The sequence below is a fragment of the Hathewaya histolytica genome, from assembly GCF_901482605.1.
Lineage (GTDB): Bacteria > Bacillota > Clostridia > Clostridiales > Clostridiaceae > Hathewaya > Hathewaya histolytica.
Map to the genome: position 1 here is coordinate 1,319,252 of NZ_LR590481.1, position 21,513 is coordinate 1,340,764.

Annotated in this window: 22 protein-coding genes; 20 read left to right on the forward strand and 2 right to left on the reverse strand. The window is 25.6% G+C overall.

The window, feature by feature from the left end:
- The 6 genes from FGL08_RS06420 to FGL08_RS06445 all read left to right on the forward strand — a co-directional run bounded on the left by FGL08_RS06420 (nucleotide 1) and on the right by FGL08_RS06445 (nucleotide 6,211).
- Entirely contained in the window at nucleotides 1-858 is an 858-nt protein-coding gene (locus FGL08_RS06420; protein WP_138209995.1) for an alpha/beta fold hydrolase, read from the forward strand.
- A gap of 181 nt (nucleotides 859-1,039) precedes the next feature.
- On the forward strand, nucleotides 1,040-1,561 hold the full coding sequence (locus tag FGL08_RS06425) for a VanZ family protein (protein ID WP_171011997.1): 522 nt from the start codon (nucleotides 1,040-1,042) through the stop codon (nucleotides 1,559-1,561).
- A 131-nt stretch (nucleotides 1,562-1,692) separates the two neighbouring features.
- A complete protein-coding gene (locus FGL08_RS06430) occupies nucleotides 1,693-2,577 on the forward strand; it encodes a hypothetical protein (RefSeq protein WP_138209997.1) in 885 nt (294 codons plus the stop codon).
- A 214-nt stretch (nucleotides 2,578-2,791) separates the two neighbouring features.
- The gene (locus tag FGL08_RS06435; RefSeq protein ID WP_138209998.1) at nucleotides 2,792-3,985 is read left to right on the forward strand and encodes a pyridoxal phosphate-dependent aminotransferase; all 1,194 of its coding nucleotides are present in this window, start codon (nucleotides 2,792-2,794) and stop codon (nucleotides 3,983-3,985) included.
- Between the two features lie 180 nt (nucleotides 3,986-4,165).
- Nucleotides 4,166-5,155 carry a TIM barrel protein gene (locus FGL08_RS06440; RefSeq protein ID WP_138209999.1) on the forward strand — a complete coding sequence of 330 codons (990 nt, stop codon included), beginning with the start codon at nucleotides 4,166-4,168 and terminating at the stop codon, nucleotides 5,153-5,155.
- A 72-nt stretch (nucleotides 5,156-5,227) separates the two neighbouring features.
- Entirely contained in the window at nucleotides 5,228-6,211 is a 984-nt protein-coding gene (locus tag FGL08_RS06445) for a tyrosine-type recombinase/integrase (protein ID WP_138210000.1), read from the forward strand.
- Nucleotides 6,212-6,335: 124 nt separating this feature from the next.
- Here the strand turns inward: FGL08_RS06445 and FGL08_RS06450 are convergent, their stop codons facing one another.
- Nucleotides 6,336-6,731 carry a VOC family protein gene (locus FGL08_RS06450; RefSeq protein ID WP_138210001.1) on the reverse strand — a complete coding sequence of 132 codons (396 nt, stop codon included), beginning with the start codon at nucleotides 6,729-6,731 and terminating at the stop codon, nucleotides 6,336-6,338.
- A 454-nt stretch (nucleotides 6,732-7,185) separates the two neighbouring features.
- On the opposite strand from FGL08_RS06450, the gene FGL08_RS06455 reads away from it, so the two are divergent.
- The 5 genes from FGL08_RS06455 (at nucleotide 7,186) to FGL08_RS06475 (ending at nucleotide 12,188) form a co-directional block, all read left to right on the forward strand.
- Nucleotides 7,186-8,457: a redoxin domain-containing protein gene (locus tag FGL08_RS06455; protein ID WP_138210002.1), complete on the forward strand. Its 1,272-nt coding sequence runs from the start codon at nucleotides 7,186-7,188 to the stop codon at nucleotides 8,455-8,457.
- Between the two features lie 38 nt (nucleotides 8,458-8,495).
- Complete coding sequence (locus FGL08_RS06460) at nucleotides 8,496-8,933, forward strand: winged helix-turn-helix transcriptional regulator (RefSeq protein ID WP_138210003.1); 438 nt, start codon at nucleotides 8,496-8,498, stop codon at nucleotides 8,931-8,933.
- Nucleotides 8,934-9,068: 135 nt separating this feature from the next.
- Nucleotides 9,069-10,016, forward strand: a complete 948-nt coding sequence (locus FGL08_RS06465) for an alpha/beta hydrolase (RefSeq protein ID WP_243117953.1) — start codon at nucleotides 9,069-9,071, stop codon at nucleotides 10,014-10,016.
- Between the two features lie 256 nt (nucleotides 10,017-10,272).
- Nucleotides 10,273-11,220 carry a ribonuclease Z gene (locus FGL08_RS06470; protein WP_138210005.1) on the forward strand — a complete coding sequence of 316 codons (948 nt, stop codon included), beginning with the start codon at nucleotides 10,273-10,275 and terminating at the stop codon, nucleotides 11,218-11,220.
- A 197-nt stretch (nucleotides 11,221-11,417) separates the two neighbouring features.
- Nucleotides 11,418-12,188: a DUF2087 domain-containing protein gene (locus tag FGL08_RS06475; RefSeq protein ID WP_138210006.1), complete on the forward strand. Its 771-nt coding sequence runs from the start codon at nucleotides 11,418-11,420 to the stop codon at nucleotides 12,186-12,188.
- 129 nt (nucleotides 12,189-12,317) lie between these two features.
- Here the strand turns inward: FGL08_RS06475 and FGL08_RS06480 are convergent, their stop codons facing one another.
- Entirely contained in the window at nucleotides 12,318-12,962 is a 645-nt protein-coding gene (locus FGL08_RS06480) for a hypothetical protein (RefSeq protein ID WP_138210007.1), read from the reverse strand.
- 469 nt (nucleotides 12,963-13,431) lie between these two features.
- On the opposite strand from FGL08_RS06480, the gene FGL08_RS06485 reads away from it, so the two are divergent.
- The 9 genes from FGL08_RS06485 to FGL08_RS06525 all read left to right on the forward strand — a co-directional run bounded on the left by FGL08_RS06485 (nucleotide 13,432) and on the right by FGL08_RS06525 (nucleotide 21,342).
- On the forward strand, nucleotides 13,432-15,108 hold the full coding sequence (locus FGL08_RS06485; protein ID WP_171011998.1) for a leucine-rich repeat domain-containing protein: 1,677 nt from the start codon (nucleotides 13,432-13,434) through the stop codon (nucleotides 15,106-15,108).
- A 219-nt stretch (nucleotides 15,109-15,327) separates the two neighbouring features.
- Nucleotides 15,328-16,761, forward strand: a complete 1,434-nt coding sequence (locus FGL08_RS06490) for a DUF4153 domain-containing protein (RefSeq protein ID WP_138210009.1) — start codon at nucleotides 15,328-15,330, stop codon at nucleotides 16,759-16,761.
- 127 nt (nucleotides 16,762-16,888) lie between these two features.
- Nucleotides 16,889-17,383, forward strand: a complete 495-nt coding sequence (locus FGL08_RS06495) for a DUF2975 domain-containing protein (protein WP_138210010.1) — start codon at nucleotides 16,889-16,891, stop codon at nucleotides 17,381-17,383.
- Nucleotides 17,384-17,400: 17 nt separating this feature from the next.
- Nucleotides 17,401-17,610, forward strand: a complete 210-nt coding sequence (locus FGL08_RS06500) for a helix-turn-helix domain-containing protein (protein WP_138210011.1) — start codon at nucleotides 17,401-17,403, stop codon at nucleotides 17,608-17,610.
- Nucleotides 17,611-17,783: 173 nt separating this feature from the next.
- A complete protein-coding gene (locus tag FGL08_RS06505; RefSeq protein ID WP_138210012.1) occupies nucleotides 17,784-18,641 on the forward strand; it encodes a DMT family transporter in 858 nt (285 codons plus the stop codon).
- A 222-nt stretch (nucleotides 18,642-18,863) separates the two neighbouring features.
- The gene (locus tag FGL08_RS06510; RefSeq protein WP_138210013.1) at nucleotides 18,864-19,373 is read left to right on the forward strand and encodes a TIGR04002 family protein; all 510 of its coding nucleotides are present in this window, start codon (nucleotides 18,864-18,866) and stop codon (nucleotides 19,371-19,373) included.
- Nucleotides 19,374-19,655: 282 nt separating this feature from the next.
- The gene (locus FGL08_RS06515; RefSeq protein ID WP_138210014.1) at nucleotides 19,656-20,468 is read left to right on the forward strand and encodes a CPBP family intramembrane glutamic endopeptidase; all 813 of its coding nucleotides are present in this window, start codon (nucleotides 19,656-19,658) and stop codon (nucleotides 20,466-20,468) included.
- A 62-nt stretch (nucleotides 20,469-20,530) separates the two neighbouring features.
- Entirely contained in the window at nucleotides 20,531-20,797 is a 267-nt protein-coding gene (locus tag FGL08_RS06520; protein WP_138210015.1) for a hypothetical protein, read from the forward strand.
- 17 nt (nucleotides 20,798-20,814) lie between these two features.
- Nucleotides 20,815-21,342 carry a CPBP family glutamic-type intramembrane protease gene (locus FGL08_RS06525; RefSeq protein ID WP_138210016.1) on the forward strand — a complete coding sequence of 176 codons (528 nt, stop codon included), beginning with the start codon at nucleotides 20,815-20,817 and terminating at the stop codon, nucleotides 21,340-21,342.
- Nucleotides 21,343-21,513: the final 171 nt, after the last annotated feature.

A 21,513-nucleotide genomic window follows, 5' to 3' on the forward strand; every position in this document is an offset into this window, starting at 1 on the left:
ATGGAAAGATATATAAATATAGATAAACATAAACTATATATTAAGACAATGGGGAAAGGGGAACCAATTTTATTTATTCATGGGGGACCAGGGTTATGCCATAATTATTTCCTTCCATATTTAGAGGGGTTAAGTGATAAAAACACTCTTATATTTTATGATCAAAGAGGGAATGGTAAGTCTTTTTTTGAAATAGGTAATGATGATGAAATAAGTCTAGAGACTTTTATAGATGATATTGAATTTATAAGAACTTCTCTAAATATAGATAGATTAAATATTTTTGGACATTCTATGGGAGGATTTCTGGCTATAAACTATGCCTTAAAGTATGGAGATAATGTTAATAAGTTGGTGCTTTCAAACTCAATTCCCTTAAGGTTTGAGGATTTTAATCAAATGAATGTAATTAAAAGAAATAAAATTCATCCTATGGATTTTAAAGAACTAATAAAGTTACAAAATTCAAAGAAATTTAAAGATTATAATGAAGAGATTTTTATGCAATACATAAGTATATTAGAGAAATCTAGCTTTATAAATGATCATAGGGCATATGAATTTACAAAAAACTTAAATTTTCAAGGTAAACACTATAAAAACTTTTTAAATATTAATGTTAAATTAATTAATGAGTATATGTACAATATAAGATTTAAAGATATTAATATTGAAAAGATAAAATGTCCAACTTTAATCGTTTTTGGAACGAATGATTTTATACCACACTCTTCTTTGGAATATCTAAGTAGTAATATAAAAAAATCAGATGTTAAATATATAGATAATGCAGCACATTATCCATTTATTGAAGAGAAAGAGAAAATGATAAGCATATTAAAGGATTTTTTTCAATAAATAAGAAGTATTATTGCTGAAAAAATTATTATTATTTAATTTTAAATTAAATAAATAATACAAAAAAATATATTATATATAATATATGGAAATGTTATTTTCTATGAGTTATAATAATATAAAAGCTGATTATGTCGGTTTTTATATTATTTTTCATTTATATAGGGAAATGAGGGAGAGTATGAAAAGGGAGGTTACTTTAAAAAAAATTATTATTTGGTGTTTTTTTATTCTTTATATTTTAATTTTGGTAAATTTAATTTTGTTTAAGTTTACACCATTAGAGGATATAAAAAATAATATTAATTTCTTTAGTATAAAGCATATAAAATATAGAATTACATATTGTAATTTTATACCACTAAATAGTGTTAAAGCATATTTTAAAGCTCCACTAAATATACTGTATCTTTTTAAAAACATAATATGTCCTTTAACTTTATTTATTCCATTTGGATTTTTAATTCCATTTGCTAGCAAAAAGCATAGAATGGTTAGTAATACAGTAAAATTAATATTTATTTTTAGTTTCATAATAGAACTTTCTAAAGTTATTTACGGATTAGGATATTTTAATGTAGATAATATTATTTTTAATATTTTTGGTGGAATAATAGGATTTAGTTATGCATGTAATATGCGAAGAAAACATGTAAAGGGAAAAATGAGAAATAAAATAAAGTATAAAACTGTTGAAATTTAACCAAAAATACAATAAACTAAATGTAAGAAAATATTTAGTTATATATAATATCATATTGAAAGAATTTTAAATTTAAATTAAAATATATGTACTAAATTCTTTTTAAAATAGCTATAGAAAGAGTGAGAAAAATGGATAAAGAAGAAAAGAACAGTTTAAATAAAGGTACTAATGAAAAAAACAACTTAAGTAATAAAGCTGAAAAAACTAAAGAAGACATTATAAAACATTTACATGATATGAAAGATATTGATATCTTTGGTGCAAAATCTAAATATATAGAAAGAATGGAAAATGATTTAGAAGAGCAAAAGTATATAAAAGAAATGCAAGATATGGAAGATAAACTTTCAAGAAAAAATAACTATATAGTAGTTGGAGTAGTTGGACTTGGTTTAGCTATAGTTGTAGGACTTGGAATTAAGATAATGCAAGCACCTATAAAGAACTTTTCTTTTAATGATAAGGCAAAAGTAGAAAAAAAATCAAAGGAAGCTCAAGAAAAGAAAGAAGAGGAAGCAGTAAAAGGGAACAAGTCTAAGAATAATAATAGTGAGAACTTACCAGAACAAAATAATAAAACATATACATATGCAGTGGGAAATGATAATAGAAAGAAAAGCATAGAAGAATCTATAAAAATAAATGAAAATAATAAGTCTGGCATAACGGCTATATTTATAGCAGAACTTTTAAGAAAAGCTGAAGTATCTGTACCTAAAAAGGTTACAAATACTAAAGCTTTAGTAGAAGATTTAACTAATAAAGGGTGGAAAAAGTATACGGATCCAAAACAATTAAAAAAAGGTGATGTATGTTTTACTACAGATATGTCCAATATGGAGGGATATCCATCACACGTATATATATTTATGGGGTGGGTAAAAGAAGGTAATACTGATGAAGGATATGTTTGTGATAGTTTAGTTGAAGAAAATAAAGATTCTCTTCATAAAAGAACTATAGGAATAGAGACTGAAACAAAACAAAAAATGGCATTTTTCATGAGAAAATAATAAAGTATATAAAAGCTAGGATATGTAACATCCTAGCTTTTATATATTTAATATACATTATATAACGTATATTGTATAGCATATAATATTATATTTACAGACAAATGAATAAGTGATATTATAAATATGAAGGATTACATTCAATTTAGTATAAAGTTATGAAATTATTATACATAGAAATAAATGAGTACTAATGTAAAATGGAGGGTTTATAATGTTACTATCAAAGAAAGCAATGCAAATATCACCATCTCTAACGCTTGCAATCACTGCCCAGGCTAAAAAAATGAAAGCTGAAGGTGTAGATGTTATAGGCTTTGGTGCTGGTGAGCCTGATTTTAATACACCGGAGAATATTCAACAGGTTGCTATAGATGCTATAAAAAAGGGGAGAACTAGGTATACTGCTGCATCGGGAATTGCAGAATTAAAAGAAGCTATAGTAAAAAAATTCAAAGAAGATAATTTACTTAACTATAAAAATAGTCAAATTATTATTTCCACAGGAGCAAAGCAATGTTTAGGTAATGCATTTCAAGCTATATTAAATCCTGGGGATGAAGTTATAGTACCAGTTCCATATTGGGTAAGCTATCCTGAACTTATAAAACTTGCGGATGGAGTTCCGGTATTTGTGAATTCCACAGAAGAAAACAATTTTAAAGTTACAATAGATGATTTAAAAAGTAAAATTACAGAAAAAACTAAAGCAATAGTTTTAAATAGTCCAAGCAATCCTACAGGTGCTGTATATACTAAAGGAGAACTTGTGGAAATAAGTGAAATTGCAAAAATACATGATTTAATAATTATTTCAGATGAAATTTATGAAAAGTTATTGTATGGTGAAGAGAAGCATATAAGTATAGCATCTATATCAGAAGATGCTTTTAATAGAACTATAGTTATAAATGGTGTTTCTAAAGCCTACGCTATGACTGGATGGAGAATAGGCTATGCTGCGGCTACTGAAGAAATTATTAAGTTAATGTCTAATATTCAAAGCCATACAACCTCAAATCCAAATTCTATAGCACAATATGCATCTGTAGAAGCTTTAACAGGAGATCAAAAAGAGGTTAATTCTATGGTTGAAGAATTTAAAAATAGAAGAAACTTTATGGTGGATAGAGTAAATTCTATAGAAAATCTATCTTGCAAAATGCCGAAAGGTGCATTCTATGTAATGGTTAATATAACTAAATGCTTAGAGAAAAGGTTTAATGGAGCAATTATAAAAAGTTCATTAGATTTTTCAAAATATTTATTAGAAGAAGAAAAAGTAGCTGTAATTCCAGGTGTGGCATTTGGAACTGATGATTTTGTAAGATTATCATATGCAACCTCTATGGAAAATATAGAAAATGGTTTAAACAGGATAGAAAGTTTTATCAAAAAACTACAATAAAATATAACAAAAGATAATTAACTTGCGAACTTTGCTGTTATTAGACAAAATAATGAATTTTGTTTAAGTTTCGGTTTTGTTTGCAAGTTATTTTATATTTAATTGTTTATATTATCATATTATGATAAGCTAATAATTGTATTTGTACTAAAGAAAAATTGAAATCAAGGGGTAATTTAAATGGAAAGGTTAATAAATACATCAAATTATATATCAGATCTTGAACGATTTGGAAATAAATCATTACTCTTAGAAGAGTTTTTAAATAAAAACAAGATGACTGGAGTAGAACTTATTCAATGTGGTCCTTTAGATCAAGAAGCTTTGGACAAAAAATTAATTAAGGGTGTGCACCTTAGATATTATCCTATTTGGCTTGATTTTTGGAAAGATGACAAAGAGGAACTTATAAAACAATTTGGAAGTGAAGAAGCTATAAAGTCCTTTTATGGAGACCGTGGCAAGGAAGGATTAATAAAAACATATAGAGATGAATTGAACTTTGCAAAGGAAGTAGGTGCGAAATACATAGTATTTCATGTTGCTCATGTTCAACTTCCTCATACCTTTGACTACAAATTTACATATAGTAGTGAAGAGGTTATAGAATATACTATAGACTTTTTAAATAAAGTTCTGGATGGATTTGAAGCAGATTTTTACTTTTTATTTGAAAACCTTTGGTGGCCAGGACTTAATCTTTTAGATATTACTCTTGCAGAAAGACTAATAAATGAAGTGAATTTTAAGAACAAAGGTTTTATGCTAGATACAGCACATTTAATGAACACAAATATAAACATAAATAGTGAAGAAGAGGGTATAGATTATATTTTAGAAAATCTTAAAGCTCTAGGAGATTTAAAAAAGTATATAAAGGGAATTCATTTTAACCTTTCTCTCTCAGGACCTTATTTGAGGAAAAAGTTGCAAGAGCCATCGCCATATAAAGAACCTAAAAATATGGATGAATTTTATGAAAACTTTAAATTAGCCTACGACCATATTTTTAATATAGATTGGCACAAGCCTTTTAAAAGTAAAAGAGCCAAAGAAATCTTGGAAGAAATAAATCCTGAGTTTTTAGTATACGAATTTTCAGCAAAAACCAGTGAAGAGTTAGAGGAATATATAGAAACTCAGCATAAGGCTTTAGGATTTTTATTATAACAAATAAATTTACCAAGTTATCATACATTGTAATTTAATTTATAAAAATAAAGTATAAAGAGGGGGATTCTTTTGGAGAAAAATATAGTTATAGATAGTCATAGTAAAAACATTATAGAAAAAAAAGAAAAACCTCATTTTATTCAATACTTTTTAAGAATTAAATCAATAAAAAGTGAAAATACGGCTAAAAGTTATGAGAGGGACATAAAGGATTTCTTCAATGTAAAAAATGTATATGAAATTAGTTTAGAAGACATAAAAAGGGTTAATTTCATTCATGCAGAAAATTATATTATATATTTAAAAAATAAAGGATATGCATCCTCTACTATTAATAGAAAACTTTCATCATTAAGTGCACTTTATAAATGGATTTTAAAATATAGGGATAACTCTACCAATACAGAGATTATAAAATATAATCCCTTTGGGGATTTAAAAGAAGAGAAGCCTACTGTAATTACAAAAGAAACAGAGTTTCTAACAGAAGAAGAGTGTGTAAAATTATTAGAAAGTATAGATACAAATAACCTAATAGGCCTCAGGGATAAAACCATACTTTCACTTGCTCTAACTACAGCTTTAAGAAAATCTGAAATTATAAATATAAAATTAAGTCATATAAAAACCTATGGGGAGTACGATGTTATAGAAGTTATAAGAAAAGGTGGAAAGAGAGATTTAGTTAAGTTACAAGTGGGGGTTAAGGATCTCATATTAAAATATTTAAAAGAAACTGATAGGTCCCTAGAATTAAACCATGATGAATATTTATTTATAGGGCACTCTTCTAATGGTTTAAATGGTAAAAAGCTAAATCATAACACTTTAAACCTTATTATAGATAGAACTTGCAAAAATGCAGGGATAAAAAAGAAGTTAAAGGTTCACTCCACAAGACATACTGCAATTACTCTTGTTATTCAATCAGGAGCAACCTTAGAGAAGGTAAGAGATTTTGCTGCTCACTCTAATATAGCAACAACTAATAAATATTTACACTCCGTAGACAAGCTTAAAAATAATCCTGGTGATTTAATTCAAATTTTATAAAGTTATTATAAAACAAATAATGATTATATACGTAACTATACAAATAAAAACTATAGAAATAAAAAAAGCCTACGATTTTATTATGCATAGGCTTTTTTATTATATGTTATAAATTTTATATTTTCTATTGAATAGAATAATTTAAAGACCATATAACCCCGAAACAGTCAGTTACAACAGCATGATATGCGCCCCAGAATGTTTTTTGTAGCTCAAAAGATGTAGTGCCACTTTCTTTAAGAGATGAGTATAGGTTATTTATTTCTTCTTCACTTTCTAAGTTAAGAATTAAGTTTATATTGCTTTCCACAGATTTTTCATCAAAGAAGTCTACAAAATATAATATACAATTTTCATTTATGTGAAGTTCAGAATGGATAATCTTTCCCTTATGCTCTTTAAACATTTCAACGTTATCAGCTAATTGAAGATTTTTAACCTCTGCATTAAAGAGTTTTTTATAATATTCAAGAGCTTCCTTACAATTTTTCACAGATATATTTGGAATAATGTTTTTCATATATAATTCTCCTTTTAATTAAGAAATTAATATAAAGATTATACTATCATAAATGATAAGTTCTATCAAGTACAAAGATGTTTATTAGATGTATTTAAGTGTACAGGTAAAGGATGGAGTGAAAATATTTATTTAAATATGTACTATAAATGCAACATATGATACAATCGATAATTTTAAAAATCAACCTAAGATATCTTTCTGTGTAGTTACAGATACAGAAATAAAACCTTCAAGTTTTACTACAAGCTATAAAAGCGTCATAGTCTTTGGTAAAATTGTAGAGGTATGTAAAGATGAAAAAGAAGAAGCATTACTATAGAGTAAAATGCATAAGTTTTAATATATGCATTTTATTTTTGGAGAGGTAACTTTACTTTTTAAAGTAACTTGATTATATGAACCTAATGTGATATATTTTAATAAATAAATTCATATAAGGGAAGTGAATAAAATGTTTAAAGAAATCATATCCGCAAATAATATAAGTTTTTTACTAGTTTTTATAGAAGGTATATTGTCATTCTTTTCTCCATGTGTTATTCCGTTATTACCAATATACATTGGGTATTTAGCAGGTAATGCGAAAAAAGAAAATTCGGATGGAACTATAACTTATGAGAGAAAAAAGGTGTTTTTACACACAATATTTTTTGTTCTTGGAATTTCATTTGCATTTTTTATTTTAGGACTATCCTTTTCAGTATTAGGGAAATTCCTAAGTGGTAACAAATTACTTTTCACCCGTTTATCTGGGATTGTTATTATAATTTTTGGATTAGTACAAATTGGATTTTTAAACTTTAACTTTTTAAAAGGTGAGCACAGACTTAATTTTAACCTTAATTATAACAATATGAATCCACTTATGGCATTTGTTATGGGATTTACATTTAGTTTTGCATGGACACCATGTGTTGGTCCAGCTTTATCCTCAGTACTTATTTTAGCATCAAGTGCCAAAAGTGCTCTAGTTGGAAATGTATTAGTAGTAGTTTACGCAGTCGGTTTTTCTATACCATTTTTATTGCTAGGATTATTTACTACACAGGTTCTAAACTTTTTAAAAGCTAAACGTAATTTACTTAAATACGCTATTAAGGGTGGTGGAGTAGTTCTTATAATTATTGGAGTAATGACTTTTACTGGATGGGCTAATAATATTAGTGGATATTTAAACTCATTTACTAGTTCAAGCAACAAAAGTTCAGTAAATTCTGAGGCAAATAAGGATAAAGAAAATTCAACTGCAGAAAAAGAAAATAAAGCTAAAGAAAAGAAAGTATTACCAGCTTTTGATTTTAAACTTACTGATCAATATGGTAAGGAGCATAAATTATCAGATTATAAAGGTAAGGTAGTATTCCTAAACTTTTGGGGTACATGGTGTCCTCCTTGTCGTTCTGAAATGCCACATATAGAAGAATTATATAAACAGCATAATAAAAATAGTAAAGATGTAATTATTTTAGGAGTTGCAAATCCAGGGGGACAGGAAAAAGATGTTGAAGGAATAAAAGAATTTTTAAAGAAAAATGGATATTCTTTCCCAGTTGTTTTCGATGAAAGTGGAGAAGTTTTTATGGACTATGCAATTAATTCATTTCCAACTACCTATATGATTGATAAAGAAGGAAATATATTTGGTTATGTAAGTGGAGCATTAAGTAAAGGTATGATGCAAAATATTATAAAGCAAACAATAGAAGGTAAAAGGCAAAATTAAATATATAGAGATTCTTATAGAAAAAGAGGAATAGCGGCATGAAAAATCAATATAATCTAAATTGTAATATTGCACAAACATTAAATATTATAGGTGATAAGTGGTCATTACTTATATTACATGAAATAAAAAAGGGTCATAAAACTTTTAAAGAAATTGAAGATAATCTACAAGGAATACCAACAAATTTATTATCTAGTAGATTAAAAAATTTGGAAGAAGATGAACTTATAAAAAGTCAGCTATATCAAAAGCATCCTCCAAGATATGAATATGTATTAACTGAAAGTGGTAGTGATTTAGAGGATATATTTAATAGTTTGATTATGTGGGGAGAAAAACATCTTCATAAATGTTATAAAAGGCTTGTTCATAAAAAATGTGAAAGTAAAGTAGAACATCAATACTATTGTCCGACTTGTGATTCAGTAGTATCAAAAAATGAAATAGGTGTAAAGCCAATGGAGGACAAATAACTTACTAAATAAGATGATATCTCATCTAAGAATTATAAATTTTTAGATGAGATATTTTTTTATAAATATATAGACATAATTCGACATCTTATGATAAAATCTAAAATATCAATTTTACATACAAAGGAGCAAAGGATGGCTTTTAAAAAAACAAGTAAAAATAAAACAATAAAATGGGCTAATATTTTAATTGGAATAATTCTACTATCATGCTTAAGTTGTTTTGCAGTATCTATTTATGTAGGGCTAAACTTAGCAATGCCTAAAAGGGAGCCTATTACTAATAGTCCTAAAAATTATGGATTATCCTATGAAAATGTATCTTTTCATAGTAAGTATGACGATATTTTATTAAAGGGTTGGTGGATTCCTGCTCAAAATAATGGAAAACATAAAGAAAGTAAAAAAACTATTATCTTTGCCCATGGATATGGAGATAATAGAGCTTTAATGGATATAGAAATTATAAATATTGCAAAAAGATTATGTAACGAAGGGTATAATGTTTTAACATTTGATTTTAGAGCTGCAGGTGAATCAGAAGGGAAAATTGTTTCACTAGGAGAGTTTGAGAAATACGATCTTTTAACAGCTGTAGATTTTGCTAGGAATAATAAACATTCAGAAAAAATAGGACTAGTCGGATGGTCCATGGGTGCTGCAACATCCATATTGGTCGGGGAAATGTCTAAAGATGTACAAGCTATCGTTGCTGACAGTCCTTTTGCTAGCTTAGAAGGATATTTAAAGGCAAACTTACCTTATTGGACACACTTACCGGATTTTCCTTTTACGAATATTATATTAGGAGTATTGCCACACATTATAGGTGTAGATATTGCTGATGTTAATGGCCTTAAGGCTATTTCAAATTATAAGAATAAAGATCTACTTTTAATTCATGGAAAAGGTGATTTAACTATATCTTATAAAGAAAGTGAAAAATTATATAATATTGCTAGAAAAGATGAACATGTAAAGTTATGGATTACAGAAAAAGCAGAACATATAAGAACTTATAAATTATACAAAAAAGAGTATGAAAAGAATATATTAGACTTTTTTCATAATAGTTTAAAGTAAAGCAAAAAGGGTGTCTTAAAATAATCTTTAAATCATTTTAAGACACCCTTTTTGCTTTAGATGAAAATTAATATAAGTATGATTAAGTATTATTAAATTACAAATAATACTTAATTATAGAGATTAAATATAAATTATTATATAATGGTAGAATATAGGAAGTTAATTGTAAAGTGATAAAATAATAAAAAATTTTAAAGCTATACCCTAGGTTCAGGGATAGAATTTTTAATATATTTAAAGGATGGTGAACTTTATGATAGACATATGTATTTTAGGTACAGGTGGTGGAATGCCTATGCCTAATCGATTTTTATCAGCAAGTTTAATTAGTTATTTAGGGAGAAAAATTTTAATAGATGCAGGGGAGGGAACACAGGTATCTATGAAAATTGTTGGTACGGGATTTAAATCTATTGATATTATTTGTATTACACACTATCATGGGGATCATATTGTAGGACTTCCGGGGTTGTTAGCAACTATAGGTAATAGTGGAAGAGTAGAGCCTATAACAATTATAGGTCCAAAGGGTATAAAGGAAGTCGTTTCTTCTCTAAATATAATCAATCCATATTTACCATATAAAATAAACTTTGTAGAAAACCCTAAGGAATCCATATACTTTAAGATAGAGAAAAATAATTCAATTTTAGTTCAAGAAAAAACTCAAAGTAATGTTGAGATAAGGGTTCTTCCATTAGAACATTCATCAGAATGCCTAGGATATAACTTTTATTATAAGAGATTACCTAAATTTAGTGTAGAAAAAGCTAAAGAGAACAATGTTCCTAAACATTTATGGAAACTTTTGCAGCAAGGAGAATCTATAGAATTTGAAGAAGTACTATATAAGCCTTTTATGGTAAATGGAGAGAGGAGAAGAGCAGTTAAGATTTCTTATATTAGTGATACAAGGCCAATAGACAAAATTGTAGATTTTATAAAAGAAAGTGATTTGTTTATTTGTGAGGGCAATTATGGTAGTAATGAGGATTTAGACAAAGCTATAAAGAATAAGCACATGATCTTTAGTGAAGGTGCTACCTTGGCAAGAGAAGCAAAAGTTAAGGAGCTTATGTTAACACATTTTAGCCCCGCTATTTCAAATCCGGAGGACTATTTAGATAATGCCAAGAACATTTTTAAAGATACGGTTTTAGCTAAAGATGGAATGATAAAAAGTCTAAAGTATAATGATTAATATAGATAATTATCTAGTTTACAAGAAATAACATAAACTTTTAAAGTGAGTATAGTAAAATAAAAAAACATATAGTTTTTAAAATATACAAGCATAATATACAAACAAAAATATATATTATCTATTCATATATAGACAATACTATAAAATAACCTTATAATATAATAAAGTAATTAAAAATTAGAAATGAGGTTGCTATGGAGATGGAAAGAGATAATTTCTTTTGGGATGCTACTATAGAGCAGGTTAAAAAAGGTTATGTAGAAGAGGAAGAATGTTTCACTTGTTTAATATGTGGGGAGAAATTTATAAAAGGAAAAATATATAATGTAGATTCAGAGTTTTTTGATTCTGAAAAGACTACAGAGATACATGTGAAAAATAATCATGGTTCTATGTTATATTATATTCTTAATATGAATAAAAATTTTACAGGAATTACAGAGGTTCAAAGAAAAATATTGTTAAATTTTTCTACAGGTAAATCAGATAAAGAAATAGCTAGGGAAATGGGGATAGCTACATCAACTATAAGAAATCATCGTTATAAACTAAGAGAGAAGGAAAAGCAGGCGAAGTTATTTCTAGCTATGATGCAGTTACTTTCAAGTTATACAGAAAAGAAAATAAGTGAATTAGATAATAATAATTTATGTGAAATACACAAAACTGCAACAATGATAGATCATAGATATAATATAACAGAAGAAGAAAAGATGAATGTTATCAAAAATAACTTTGATTCTAATGGAGCATTAAAAAATTATCCTGTAAAAGAAAAGAAAAAGGTCATAATACTTGAAGAGATTATAAAGAATTTTAATAAAGGTAAGTTTTATACAGAGAAAGAATTAAATAAAATACTTAAGAGAATTTATGAAGATTATGCAACATTAAGAAGAGCTTTAGTTGAATATGGATTTATAGATAGAACAGATGATTGTAGTAAGTATTGGGTAAAAGAGTAGAATATAGTTTACAAAAAAGAAAACCAAGCCATGGAGTTTAAATAGAAACTAGCTTGGTTTTTAATGTTACTATAAATTGTATAATAAAAACCTATTATGATAACATTCAGATTAATAATTATTTATTAATTAGAAAAGTTTTTTACTTCCCTTGAATCCTACATTAAGTTTATGATTTTTAAGTGAAAAGTTATTAATATAAATTTTAAAACCTTGGATATTACCTGGAGATACTATTATGTTGCCTTTTTCTTTATCAAATTTTAATAAAGGTGTATTTTTAAGTTTTGAGAAAATAATTTCTTTTGGAATAGATATAAATCCTAGTTTCCCTTCCTTATAATTAATAAAAGCTTTTCCTTCATTACTTGCTACAGTAAAAGTTAATACCGCCTCTAGTGGGATTTTTTTATAATTTGCATGAGTGTATAATTTTAAATTTTCACCTTCAATTTTAATACTTAAACCTTCTAAATATTGTTTAAGTTCTGGTGTCTTATTAACAATGTTTATAAATAAATCTGTTAACTCTTCTTCATTAAAATTTATGTCAGATTGTACATTGATATTATTTAGTGAAAATTTAATGTTCTTAGGTTCAAATTTATTTACTAAATAATTTTTATCTAAAGACATATTTGAGGTTATAGATTTAACCTTAGTCCTAGGATAGAAATAATTGTAGTAAATACCTAAAGTGGTTACCAGAATTAATATAATTATGACAAATATAATTTTAAAAAAATTTATCTTAGATCTTTTCTTTCTATTCATAAAGTTCACCTCATAAGATTACTTTTAAAGAATTATACTTTAATAAGTATGATGGAATTATGCATAATAGTAATAGCTATTGATAAAGTTAATATATAAATCCCTAATCATTGGAAATATGGATAATGAATTGTCAAAAAAGTGTTTATTTTGTTATAACTTTATGTTACCGTTTAATAGTACTGAATATCCATTTAAAAACGTTTTTAGATAGTATTAATTACTTAATTAAATATGATTATTTGTAATGTTATGTAAAGTAATACAGTAAAATGTCATAAAATTCATAATTATTTAATTATTGTGTGAACATGACGTTTTTGTACGTAACATATAAGCTAGAATAAAGTTTTAGTGTTATACACTAAATTATATGAGCTTTGATATTAAATTTATTATATTTCGTAAAACTTATAAAATCAATATTAATACAATTTATCAAAATATAATTTATTAAATGGAGGAAAACATGTTAAAGAAGAAGTCAAAAGTAGCCATAGTCATAGCAACAATTATAAGTACAATGATAGCAAATAACACACTTGTAACTATGAAAGTATATGCACAAGAAAGAAAAGTAATAGAAAAAGTATCAGATGAGAAAATCATAGATATACCTGATCCTAAATTTAGACAAGTTATAAATTATGCTTTAGGAGAAGATAGAAAATCAGATGCCCCAATTAAAAAATCCGAGATGGAATCTCTTAAGGAGATAAATGGGGATAAGGCAATACCATTCTTACCTATGGAACAATGGTTGGTAAAGGGGATACATGATAGAGGTATCAAAAGTATAGAAGGATTACAGTATGCTATAAATCTTGAGAAGTTAGATTTAAGTGAAAATGAAATAAAAGATTTAACACCATTAAAAAATCTAAAAAAACTTACATACATAGAATTAGATAGGAATATGTTGGGAGACTTAACGCCACTATCTAATTTAACCAATTTAACTCATTTAAATATATATAATAATGAAGCTATAGTAGATATGACACCTATATCAAAACTTGAAAAATTAGAATGGTTAGATTTGCATTGGTGCAACCGTGGTAAACAAACAGTTAATGTTGAGCCACTTGGAAAGCTTATAAATATGAAAGAATTAAATCTTGAAAGTAATTTAGTTAGCGATATAAGTTTTACAAAAAGTTTGAAAAAATTAACTTTAATAGGGGTTGGAGCAAACAACATAACAGATATGAGCCCATTATCAAATTTAATTATGAAATCATATGTGGACTGGGATGGAACATATGTTGGTATGCTGGTTCAAAGCCTAAAAAGTCCTGTTAATATAAATATAGATTATAAGGAATCTATCTATAAAATAAAAGATCCAGTTAAGGGATTAGATGAATATATGAAAGCTAATGATGCTATCCCAGAAGTTCAATTTCTAGCTGGACAAGAAAACGAAAATGTATTACTTAATTATAATAAGGATACAAGAGAAATAGAAGTTATAGTTAAAGAGAATTTAGGAAAAGAACCAAGAAAGATAGAATCTAACATTCTATTAGATTACGGGTTTTACTCTTTAGGTATAAAGTTAAATATTAAACAGGATATAAATTCTAAAGTTAAAGATACAAATATAGAACATAAGGATAAAGACATAAAAAATGAAAAGAAGAACCACGAAAATAAGAAGCATGAAAATAAAAAAGTAACACATAATGGTAAAAAAGATAGAAAAGGAAATTTAAAAAAGGGAACATCCTTAGGTAAAGGTGTAAACACTAGTTCAAATGGAATAAAAAAACACATAAATAGTTTTAATAAAAATGGACAAGCTAAATATGTAAGTTTAAATAATGTGAAATCAGAAAGTGTATCTAAGAATGTAAGGTCTGAAGATACAGTTAACAAATCAAAAGACTTAACAAATTTAGAAAAAGAAGTTAAAGAATCAATTAAACCAGAAAAAGATAATAAGCAAAAGGTTGAAACATCAGAAAAAACAATTAAAAAAGAAAGTGAAAGTAAAGAAAAGACTAATAAAGATGAAAGCAAAAGTACGGTTGTTTCAACAACTGATAAAAAGAATAGGATGCCAATATTTTTTGGAATAGGACTAAGTACCACTTTAGTAGCAGTTTTATTATTTTTAAATAATAAAAAGAAAGTTTCTAAATAAATTACAAAATAAATTAAGAACTCTTATTTAAAATAGGAGTTCTTAATTTTTAAGTTTTATTAGCCATCATAAATCTTATGATGGCTTTTTATTTATCAGTGTTTAATAATATCTTTTATAAATATATTTTTATCGTAAAACAATAAAAATATATTGAAATTCATTTTAAACTATGATAATCTTAAGTAGAATTAATTGTTAAACCTTGGAGGGATAATTATGAAAGAAATGCTTTCAAAAGAAGAAATAAAATCTAACCTAAAAATTCTTTTTACAGCAATTTTTATAGGTTTCTTAGTTTATAATTTTATATTTTATTACATGGGGTTATCTTATCCTATATTAATAGCTGCTCTAATTATTGGATTTTTAGTAACTAACGGAATAAAAAATAAAAATCCTATGGGATTTTTTCTTATTGCAGTAAGCATTATTTTATCTTTAACTTATGCTATATATACAAATCCTATATTTAGATTTTTGAATAGAATTATAATACCCCTTTCCTTAACTTCTTCGTTTTTACTTTTAACTTATAAAGATATAAGGTTCGAATTTAAAGTTATCTATAGGAGTATTATAAAAAAGGTTTTTATAGAATCTTTATATAATATAAAAATTATTAGAGTATTAATTAAAAGCTTAACTAAGCAAATAAACACTAAAGAAGATACTATAAACTATAGGGATATATTACTAGGACTTTTAATATCTATTCCTCTTATTTTTATGCTCGTTTTAATACTGGGAAAGGCAGATAAAGTTTTTGAGTATTATATAGAAAATTTAAGCTCTAGCATAAATAATGAAGTTTTCGGTAAAATTCTCTTAAGAACATTTTTATCTATTTTAGCCTCAATATTTATATTTGGATTATACAATTCCTTTTCTATAAATAATATAAAAGTGCAAGAAGACATTAAATACAGTTTTAAATTTAATAGTTTAGTTGTAATAACTACTCTCTCTATAGTTACCTTTATATATATAAGTTTTACCAAAATTCAAATATCGTACTTATATGGTTCTAAAAGCCTTCCTAATGGATTTAATTATTCAGAATATGCAAGAAGTGGTTTTTTTCAATTAGTATTTTTAGTCTTTGTAAATGTAGTATCCATAATATTAATTAAAAATAATACAAAATCTAAAGGGAAGTTACAAAAGAAAATACTTTTAACTTTATACTCCCTAATTACAGTTCTAACTTTTAATATGGTGTTTTCAGCTTTATATAAGATGAGACTTTATATTGTTGCTTTTGGATTTACAAGGCTTAGAATTTTGGTTATTGTCTTTACTGTTTTTTTAGGTATAATCCTAGTACTTGTTTTATTCTTTATATTTAAAGACATAAACCTCTTTAAATCAATTATAATTTTGGGAGCTGTAATGTATATTGTCATTAATTTTACTAATATAGATAATTTCATAACAAGAGAAAATATAAATATAGCTAAAAATTCTACAGAAATCGATAATACCTATTTAACTTCACTTTCTTTTGATAGTTACATGACCATGAAAAATGCGCTTAAAAAAGGAGAGATTTCAATGGAACAATATCATAATTGGGTTTATAACAATAAAATAGAAATAAATTATTGGCATGAATATAACTATTTTAATTCTAAGGGGAATTCTATTAAATAATCATATAGATATATTTTTAATATAATTATTTAGAGTACAAACTTATGGAAAAACAAGGGTTTATTATTGAGAAACATAATATTATATGTTAACATATAGAAAGATTAATGGACTAGGAGGAAATTTTATGAAGTTCTATGAAAGTAAGGCTTTATCAAGAACTTTAGGGATTATTTTAAACATAATATTAGTATTTGGTATAGTTATGACTGCAATAGTATATTATAATACTTTTTTTATTAATAGTAAGAGTTTAGATGGAACTTGGAAGCCTTTAATGGCTATTATATTAACTCTTGGTATAGTATGTATATTTCTAATAGTATTTGAACTAAAAAAAATAACTTGTACTTTAGTTAAAGGTAATCCTTTCTTGTGGGAAAATGTAAATTCTTTAAATAAGATTTCTAAATATTGTTTTGTGATATCTGGATGTTACTTTCTTAATTTTATTTTTAATATAGGAAAGGGTACTTATAAATTTATATATATAGATACTAAAGGTATACATACAGATACAGAACTTATAATATTTTTATTAGCAGGAATTTTTATAGCTATATTATCTAAAATTTTTAAAGAAGCTGTTAAATTTAAAGAGGAAAATGATTATACAATATAGAAAAGGAAGAAAGGATTATGGCAATAGTAATTAATTTAGATGTTATGATGGCTAAAAGAAAAGTTTCCCTACAAGATTTAGCAGAAAGAGTAGGTATAACTAATGCTAATCTATCCATATTAAAGAACAACAAAGCAAAGGCAATTAGATTTTCAACCTTAGAAGCTATTTGTAGGGAATTGAATTGTCAACCTGGTGATATTTTAGAATATATAGAACAAAAATAATGGTTAAGGACTATAACAAAAGTATAGTCCATTATTTTATTATAGTGTAAAATGATATAATGATTTTAGGATATAAAGGTCATTAATAAAAATCTTTATATTTAAGATATTATTTCGGATAATAAAGCACTTAATTTATCTATTTTAAAAATACATTTTAAGGTGGGACGTATATGAAAAATAAAACAAAAGCGGTAGTGTATATGTTACTTTCAGCTTTATGCTTTGCTTTTATGTCAGCAATGGTAAAGTTATCTGGTGATCTTCCTGTGATGGAGAAGGTTCTCTTTAGAAATTTAGTTAGTTTAATTGTGGCTTTTGTGGCATTAAGGAAAAGTAATATACCTATGTTTGGAAAGAAAGAGAATCAGAAGTACTTACTTGCAAGATCACTTCTTGGACTTTCTGGAGTGATATTAAATTTCTATGCTATAAACAATCTAGCTCTAGCAGATTCTTCTATGTTAAACAAGCTTTCACCATTTTTTATAACTTTATTTGCAGTTATGTTTTTAAAGGAAAAGTTTACACCTATTAAAGGCATATCCATGATAGTAGTTTTTATTGGGGCAATTTTGGTTATAAGACCTCAATGGAATTTAAGTGTACTACCAGCCTTTGCGGGATTCTTATCCGCAGCATTTGCAGGAGCAGCATATACTTTAGTTAGGTTTTTAAAGGATAGAGAAAATCCTTCAACAATAGTTTTTTATTTCTCCATAGTATCTGTTTTAGGAACTATACCTTTTGTTATAATGAATTATAAGCCAATGAGCATAGTACAGTTTATATATTTAATGGGTACGGGAGTCTTTGCAGCTATGGCACAGTTTGCATTAACTTATTCTTATAAGTACGCTCCAGCATCAGAAGTTGCTATATATAACTATGCAAACATAGTATTTTCTATTATAATAGGTTTTTTATTTTGGGGGGAAGTACCAGACCTTTTAAGTATTACAGGTGGAACCATAATAACGCTAATGGCTATAATAGTTTACTTTCATAATAAAAAGAAAGCCTTAGACTAGTTTTCATATAATATATTAAGGAAAAGTCTCCTATACAAAATATATAAAAGTGTATGGGAGACTTTTATATATTTTGTTTACTTTATAAGCATATTGTATCCATACACTTTTTAAAATATGAAAGTCGTGATAATATTTCATTATAAATAATTTGTGTCTTATAAAAAGATGAAGTAATTATTGAGTTATAAGTAAGCTTATATGAAAGGGAGATTATGTATAATGGTTAACAGTTCAAAAAATACTAAAATTTTAGTTGTCACAAGTATGTTTGCAGCGCTTATTTGTCTAACTACTGCATTTTTATTTCATATACCTACAGGTATTAATGGAGGATATATACATATAGGAGATGCATTTATATATTTAGCTGCAGCTATATTACCTAAACCTTATGCTATGATAGCCGCGGCCATAGGAGCAGGGCTTTCTGATGCCATATCTCCAGGAGGAATGGTATGGGTTATACCTACAATGATAATCAAACCAATCTTAGTATTATTTTTTACCTCTAAGAAAAATACTATAATATGCAAACAAAACACTTATGCTGTGTTTATAGCAGGGATTCTTGGAGTTATAGGCTACTATTTGGCTACTGGAATTATGTTTGGTGATTTTAAAATTGCAATTGTAAGTTTCCTTATGGGTTTTTTACAACCAATAGGAAGTGGAATTGCATTTATGATTTTAGGGGGTGCACTAGACAAAATAAAAATATCAAAAAAATAAGGACAAAAATTTCATAGTAAAGGGATTGAATGAATACTTTATATAGTATAGATAATAATAGATTGCCTTTAGAATATAATAACTCTCAGTGGGGACAAGTTAAATTATGACTTGTCTCTATTTTACTTCACCTAGCATGTATAGTAATTTGGTGTTGAAAATTCACTATGTAGATTGATAGTGCCAACCAATAGATAGAGAAAAGGTATTAATTCAAGTTTAAAGGATATATGGTAATATATTATATATATGTGTGTTGCAAAATCTATGGGGGATAAGTAAATGGAAAACAACAAAGATAGTATAAACCAAGAAGGGGTAAGTATTTTAGAAAATATATTTATTTTCTTGTTTTACATGATATTGTCATGTATATCTAACGGTGCCATTTCTGCATTTTTAGAAAGAACTTTATATTTTAAACCAAACATATGGATAAAATTAATTGAATCAGTCTTATTTATAGTAATGGAATTATTATTTATTAAATTTTATAAAAATTATGGAAAACTTCATTTAGACTTTAAAAGGACTAAAAACTATAAAATTTATATTTGGTTATCTTTAATAGTTATAGGATATATATGGTTTTATGATAATAGTATAGAAATATTTTTAGATTCTATTATAAAGGTAGATTTAGTTGATTATGCTTTTAAAAATAAAAAGGGATTATATCTTATATATATTTCTATATATTTATCAATATTTGCACCTATTTTTGAAGAAATAATATTTAGAGGTTTACTATTTAAAGGACTTTTAAAAAGATATGATTATTTAAAAGCTATAATAGCATCTTCAATATTTTTTGCAATAATTCATGGTGATATCAAGCAGGGAATTAATGCCTTTATTCTTGGAATTATTTTAGCTATAGTTTATTATAGAACTAATTCATTATTACCATGTATTTTCCTTCATTTTGTTAATAATTTTATATATGTTTTATCGCTTTATGGAATAAGAATTAAGTCTAGTAATTTTAGTTTAATAGAACTAGTAATTGGAGCTCTTATATTAATAAGTTCTTATCTTATACATAAAAAAATTATTAAAACTGAAAAAGAAGAAAACGTGAAGGTAATTTATTAAAGTGGTACTAAGCAAATTAACTGTATAGAGGTATTATATTTTTAATATTTGGAGGAAATAAAATGATGGGGAAGGTTGGTAACGAACTAGTTAGTTCACAAGAAATGACTATAGGACAAGCTATTTTTCTATTAATAGTATTTGCTATGATATATGGCATAGGAGAATTTCCAACTCTTATATTACATTATTACAAGAAATGTGATTCTAATATTACATATTTTTTAGAATATCTATTTTTAGTATTAAGAATTATTTTTTACATAGTTTTTTTTAAAATTAATAAAAAAAATATAGTATTAATTTTAAAATTAAACAGAAAGTTTTAATTTATTTAAGTTATACGTTGATTTATGAAAACACTTTAGGAATAGTTATAGAATGGATATTTAGTGATCCTATTAGTCAGATTTTTATGGATAAATTCAATAATAACCTTATTAGTACTACAATTTTAATAGTTATAGTAGCACCTATTTGTGAAGAAATATTATTTAGAGGAATAATATTAGAAATGTTTTTAAAAAAATATAGTACATTAAAATCTATATTAGTATCGGCATTAATGTTTGGAATTATTCATGGAAATTTTATTCAAGGAGTTGAAACTTTTTTTATAGCTATTATTTTAGGATATATCTATTATAAAACTAATTCATTATTACCATGTATTTTCCTTCATTTTGTTAATAATTTTATATATATTTTGTCGCTTTATGGAATTAAAATTGAATCTACTAATTTTAGTTTAACAGAACTAATTATTGGAGTCATTATATTAATAAGTTCTTACTTTATATATATAAAGTTTATTAAAACTGAAAAAGAAGAAAAAAGAATATTACTGTGTAGTAAACTATATTTTATAATTTAACATAGCAATTTAGGGTGGTGTATAAATGATTAAGTTATTTATATAGCACCCTTTTAAAATATTAATATATTTTAACTATTAATAATATATAATATAATTAACTTGTATATTATAAATTAAATTATCAATAAAGATGAAAATATAATACAAAATTAAAAAGGAAGGAAGTGA

Coding starts and splice junctions, on each gene's coding strand:
- FGL08_RS06420 (WP_138209995.1), top strand. CDS start 1: ATGGAAAGATATATAAATATAGATAAACATAAACTATATATTAAGACA.
- FGL08_RS06425 (WP_171011997.1), top strand. CDS start 1,040: ATGAAAAGGGAGGTTACTTTAAAAAAAATTATTATTTGGTGTTTTTTT.
- FGL08_RS06430 (WP_138209997.1), top strand. CDS start 1,693: ATGGATAAAGAAGAAAAGAACAGTTTAAATAAAGGTACTAATGAAAAA.
- FGL08_RS06435 (WP_138209998.1), top strand. CDS start 2,792: ATGTTACTATCAAAGAAAGCAATGCAAATATCACCATCTCTAACGCTT.
- FGL08_RS06440 (WP_138209999.1), top strand. CDS start 4,166: ATGGAAAGGTTAATAAATACATCAAATTATATATCAGATCTTGAACGA.
- FGL08_RS06450 (WP_138210001.1), bottom strand. CDS start 6,731: ATGAAAAACATTATTCCAAATATATCTGTGAAAAATTGTAAGGAAGCT.
- FGL08_RS06455 (WP_138210002.1), top strand. CDS start 7,186: ATGTTTAAAGAAATCATATCCGCAAATAATATAAGTTTTTTACTAGTT.
- FGL08_RS06460 (WP_138210003.1), top strand. CDS start 8,496: ATGAAAAATCAATATAATCTAAATTGTAATATTGCACAAACATTAAAT.
- FGL08_RS06465 (WP_243117953.1), top strand. CDS start 9,069: ATGGCTTTTAAAAAAACAAGTAAAAATAAAACAATAAAATGGGCTAAT.
- FGL08_RS06470 (WP_138210005.1), top strand. CDS start 10,273: ATGATAGACATATGTATTTTAGGTACAGGTGGTGGAATGCCTATGCCT.
- FGL08_RS06475 (WP_138210006.1), top strand. CDS start 11,418: ATGGAGATGGAAAGAGATAATTTCTTTTGGGATGCTACTATAGAGCAG.
- FGL08_RS06480 (WP_138210007.1), bottom strand. CDS start 12,962: ATGAATAGAAAGAAAAGATCTAAGATAAATTTTTTTAAAATTATATTT.
- FGL08_RS06485 (WP_171011998.1), top strand. CDS start 13,432: ATGTTAAAGAAGAAGTCAAAAGTAGCCATAGTCATAGCAACAATTATA.
- FGL08_RS06490 (WP_138210009.1), top strand. CDS start 15,328: ATGAAAGAAATGCTTTCAAAAGAAGAAATAAAATCTAACCTAAAAATT.
- FGL08_RS06495 (WP_138210010.1), top strand. CDS start 16,889: ATGAAGTTCTATGAAAGTAAGGCTTTATCAAGAACTTTAGGGATTATT.
- FGL08_RS06500 (WP_138210011.1), top strand. CDS start 17,401: ATGGCAATAGTAATTAATTTAGATGTTATGATGGCTAAAAGAAAAGTT.
- FGL08_RS06505 (WP_138210012.1), top strand. CDS start 17,784: ATGAAAAATAAAACAAAAGCGGTAGTGTATATGTTACTTTCAGCTTTA.
- FGL08_RS06510 (WP_138210013.1), top strand. CDS start 18,864: ATGGTTAACAGTTCAAAAAATACTAAAATTTTAGTTGTCACAAGTATG.
- FGL08_RS06515 (WP_138210014.1), top strand. CDS start 19,656: ATGGAAAACAACAAAGATAGTATAAACCAAGAAGGGGTAAGTATTTTA.
- FGL08_RS06520 (WP_138210015.1), top strand. CDS start 20,531: ATGATGGGGAAGGTTGGTAACGAACTAGTTAGTTCACAAGAAATGACT.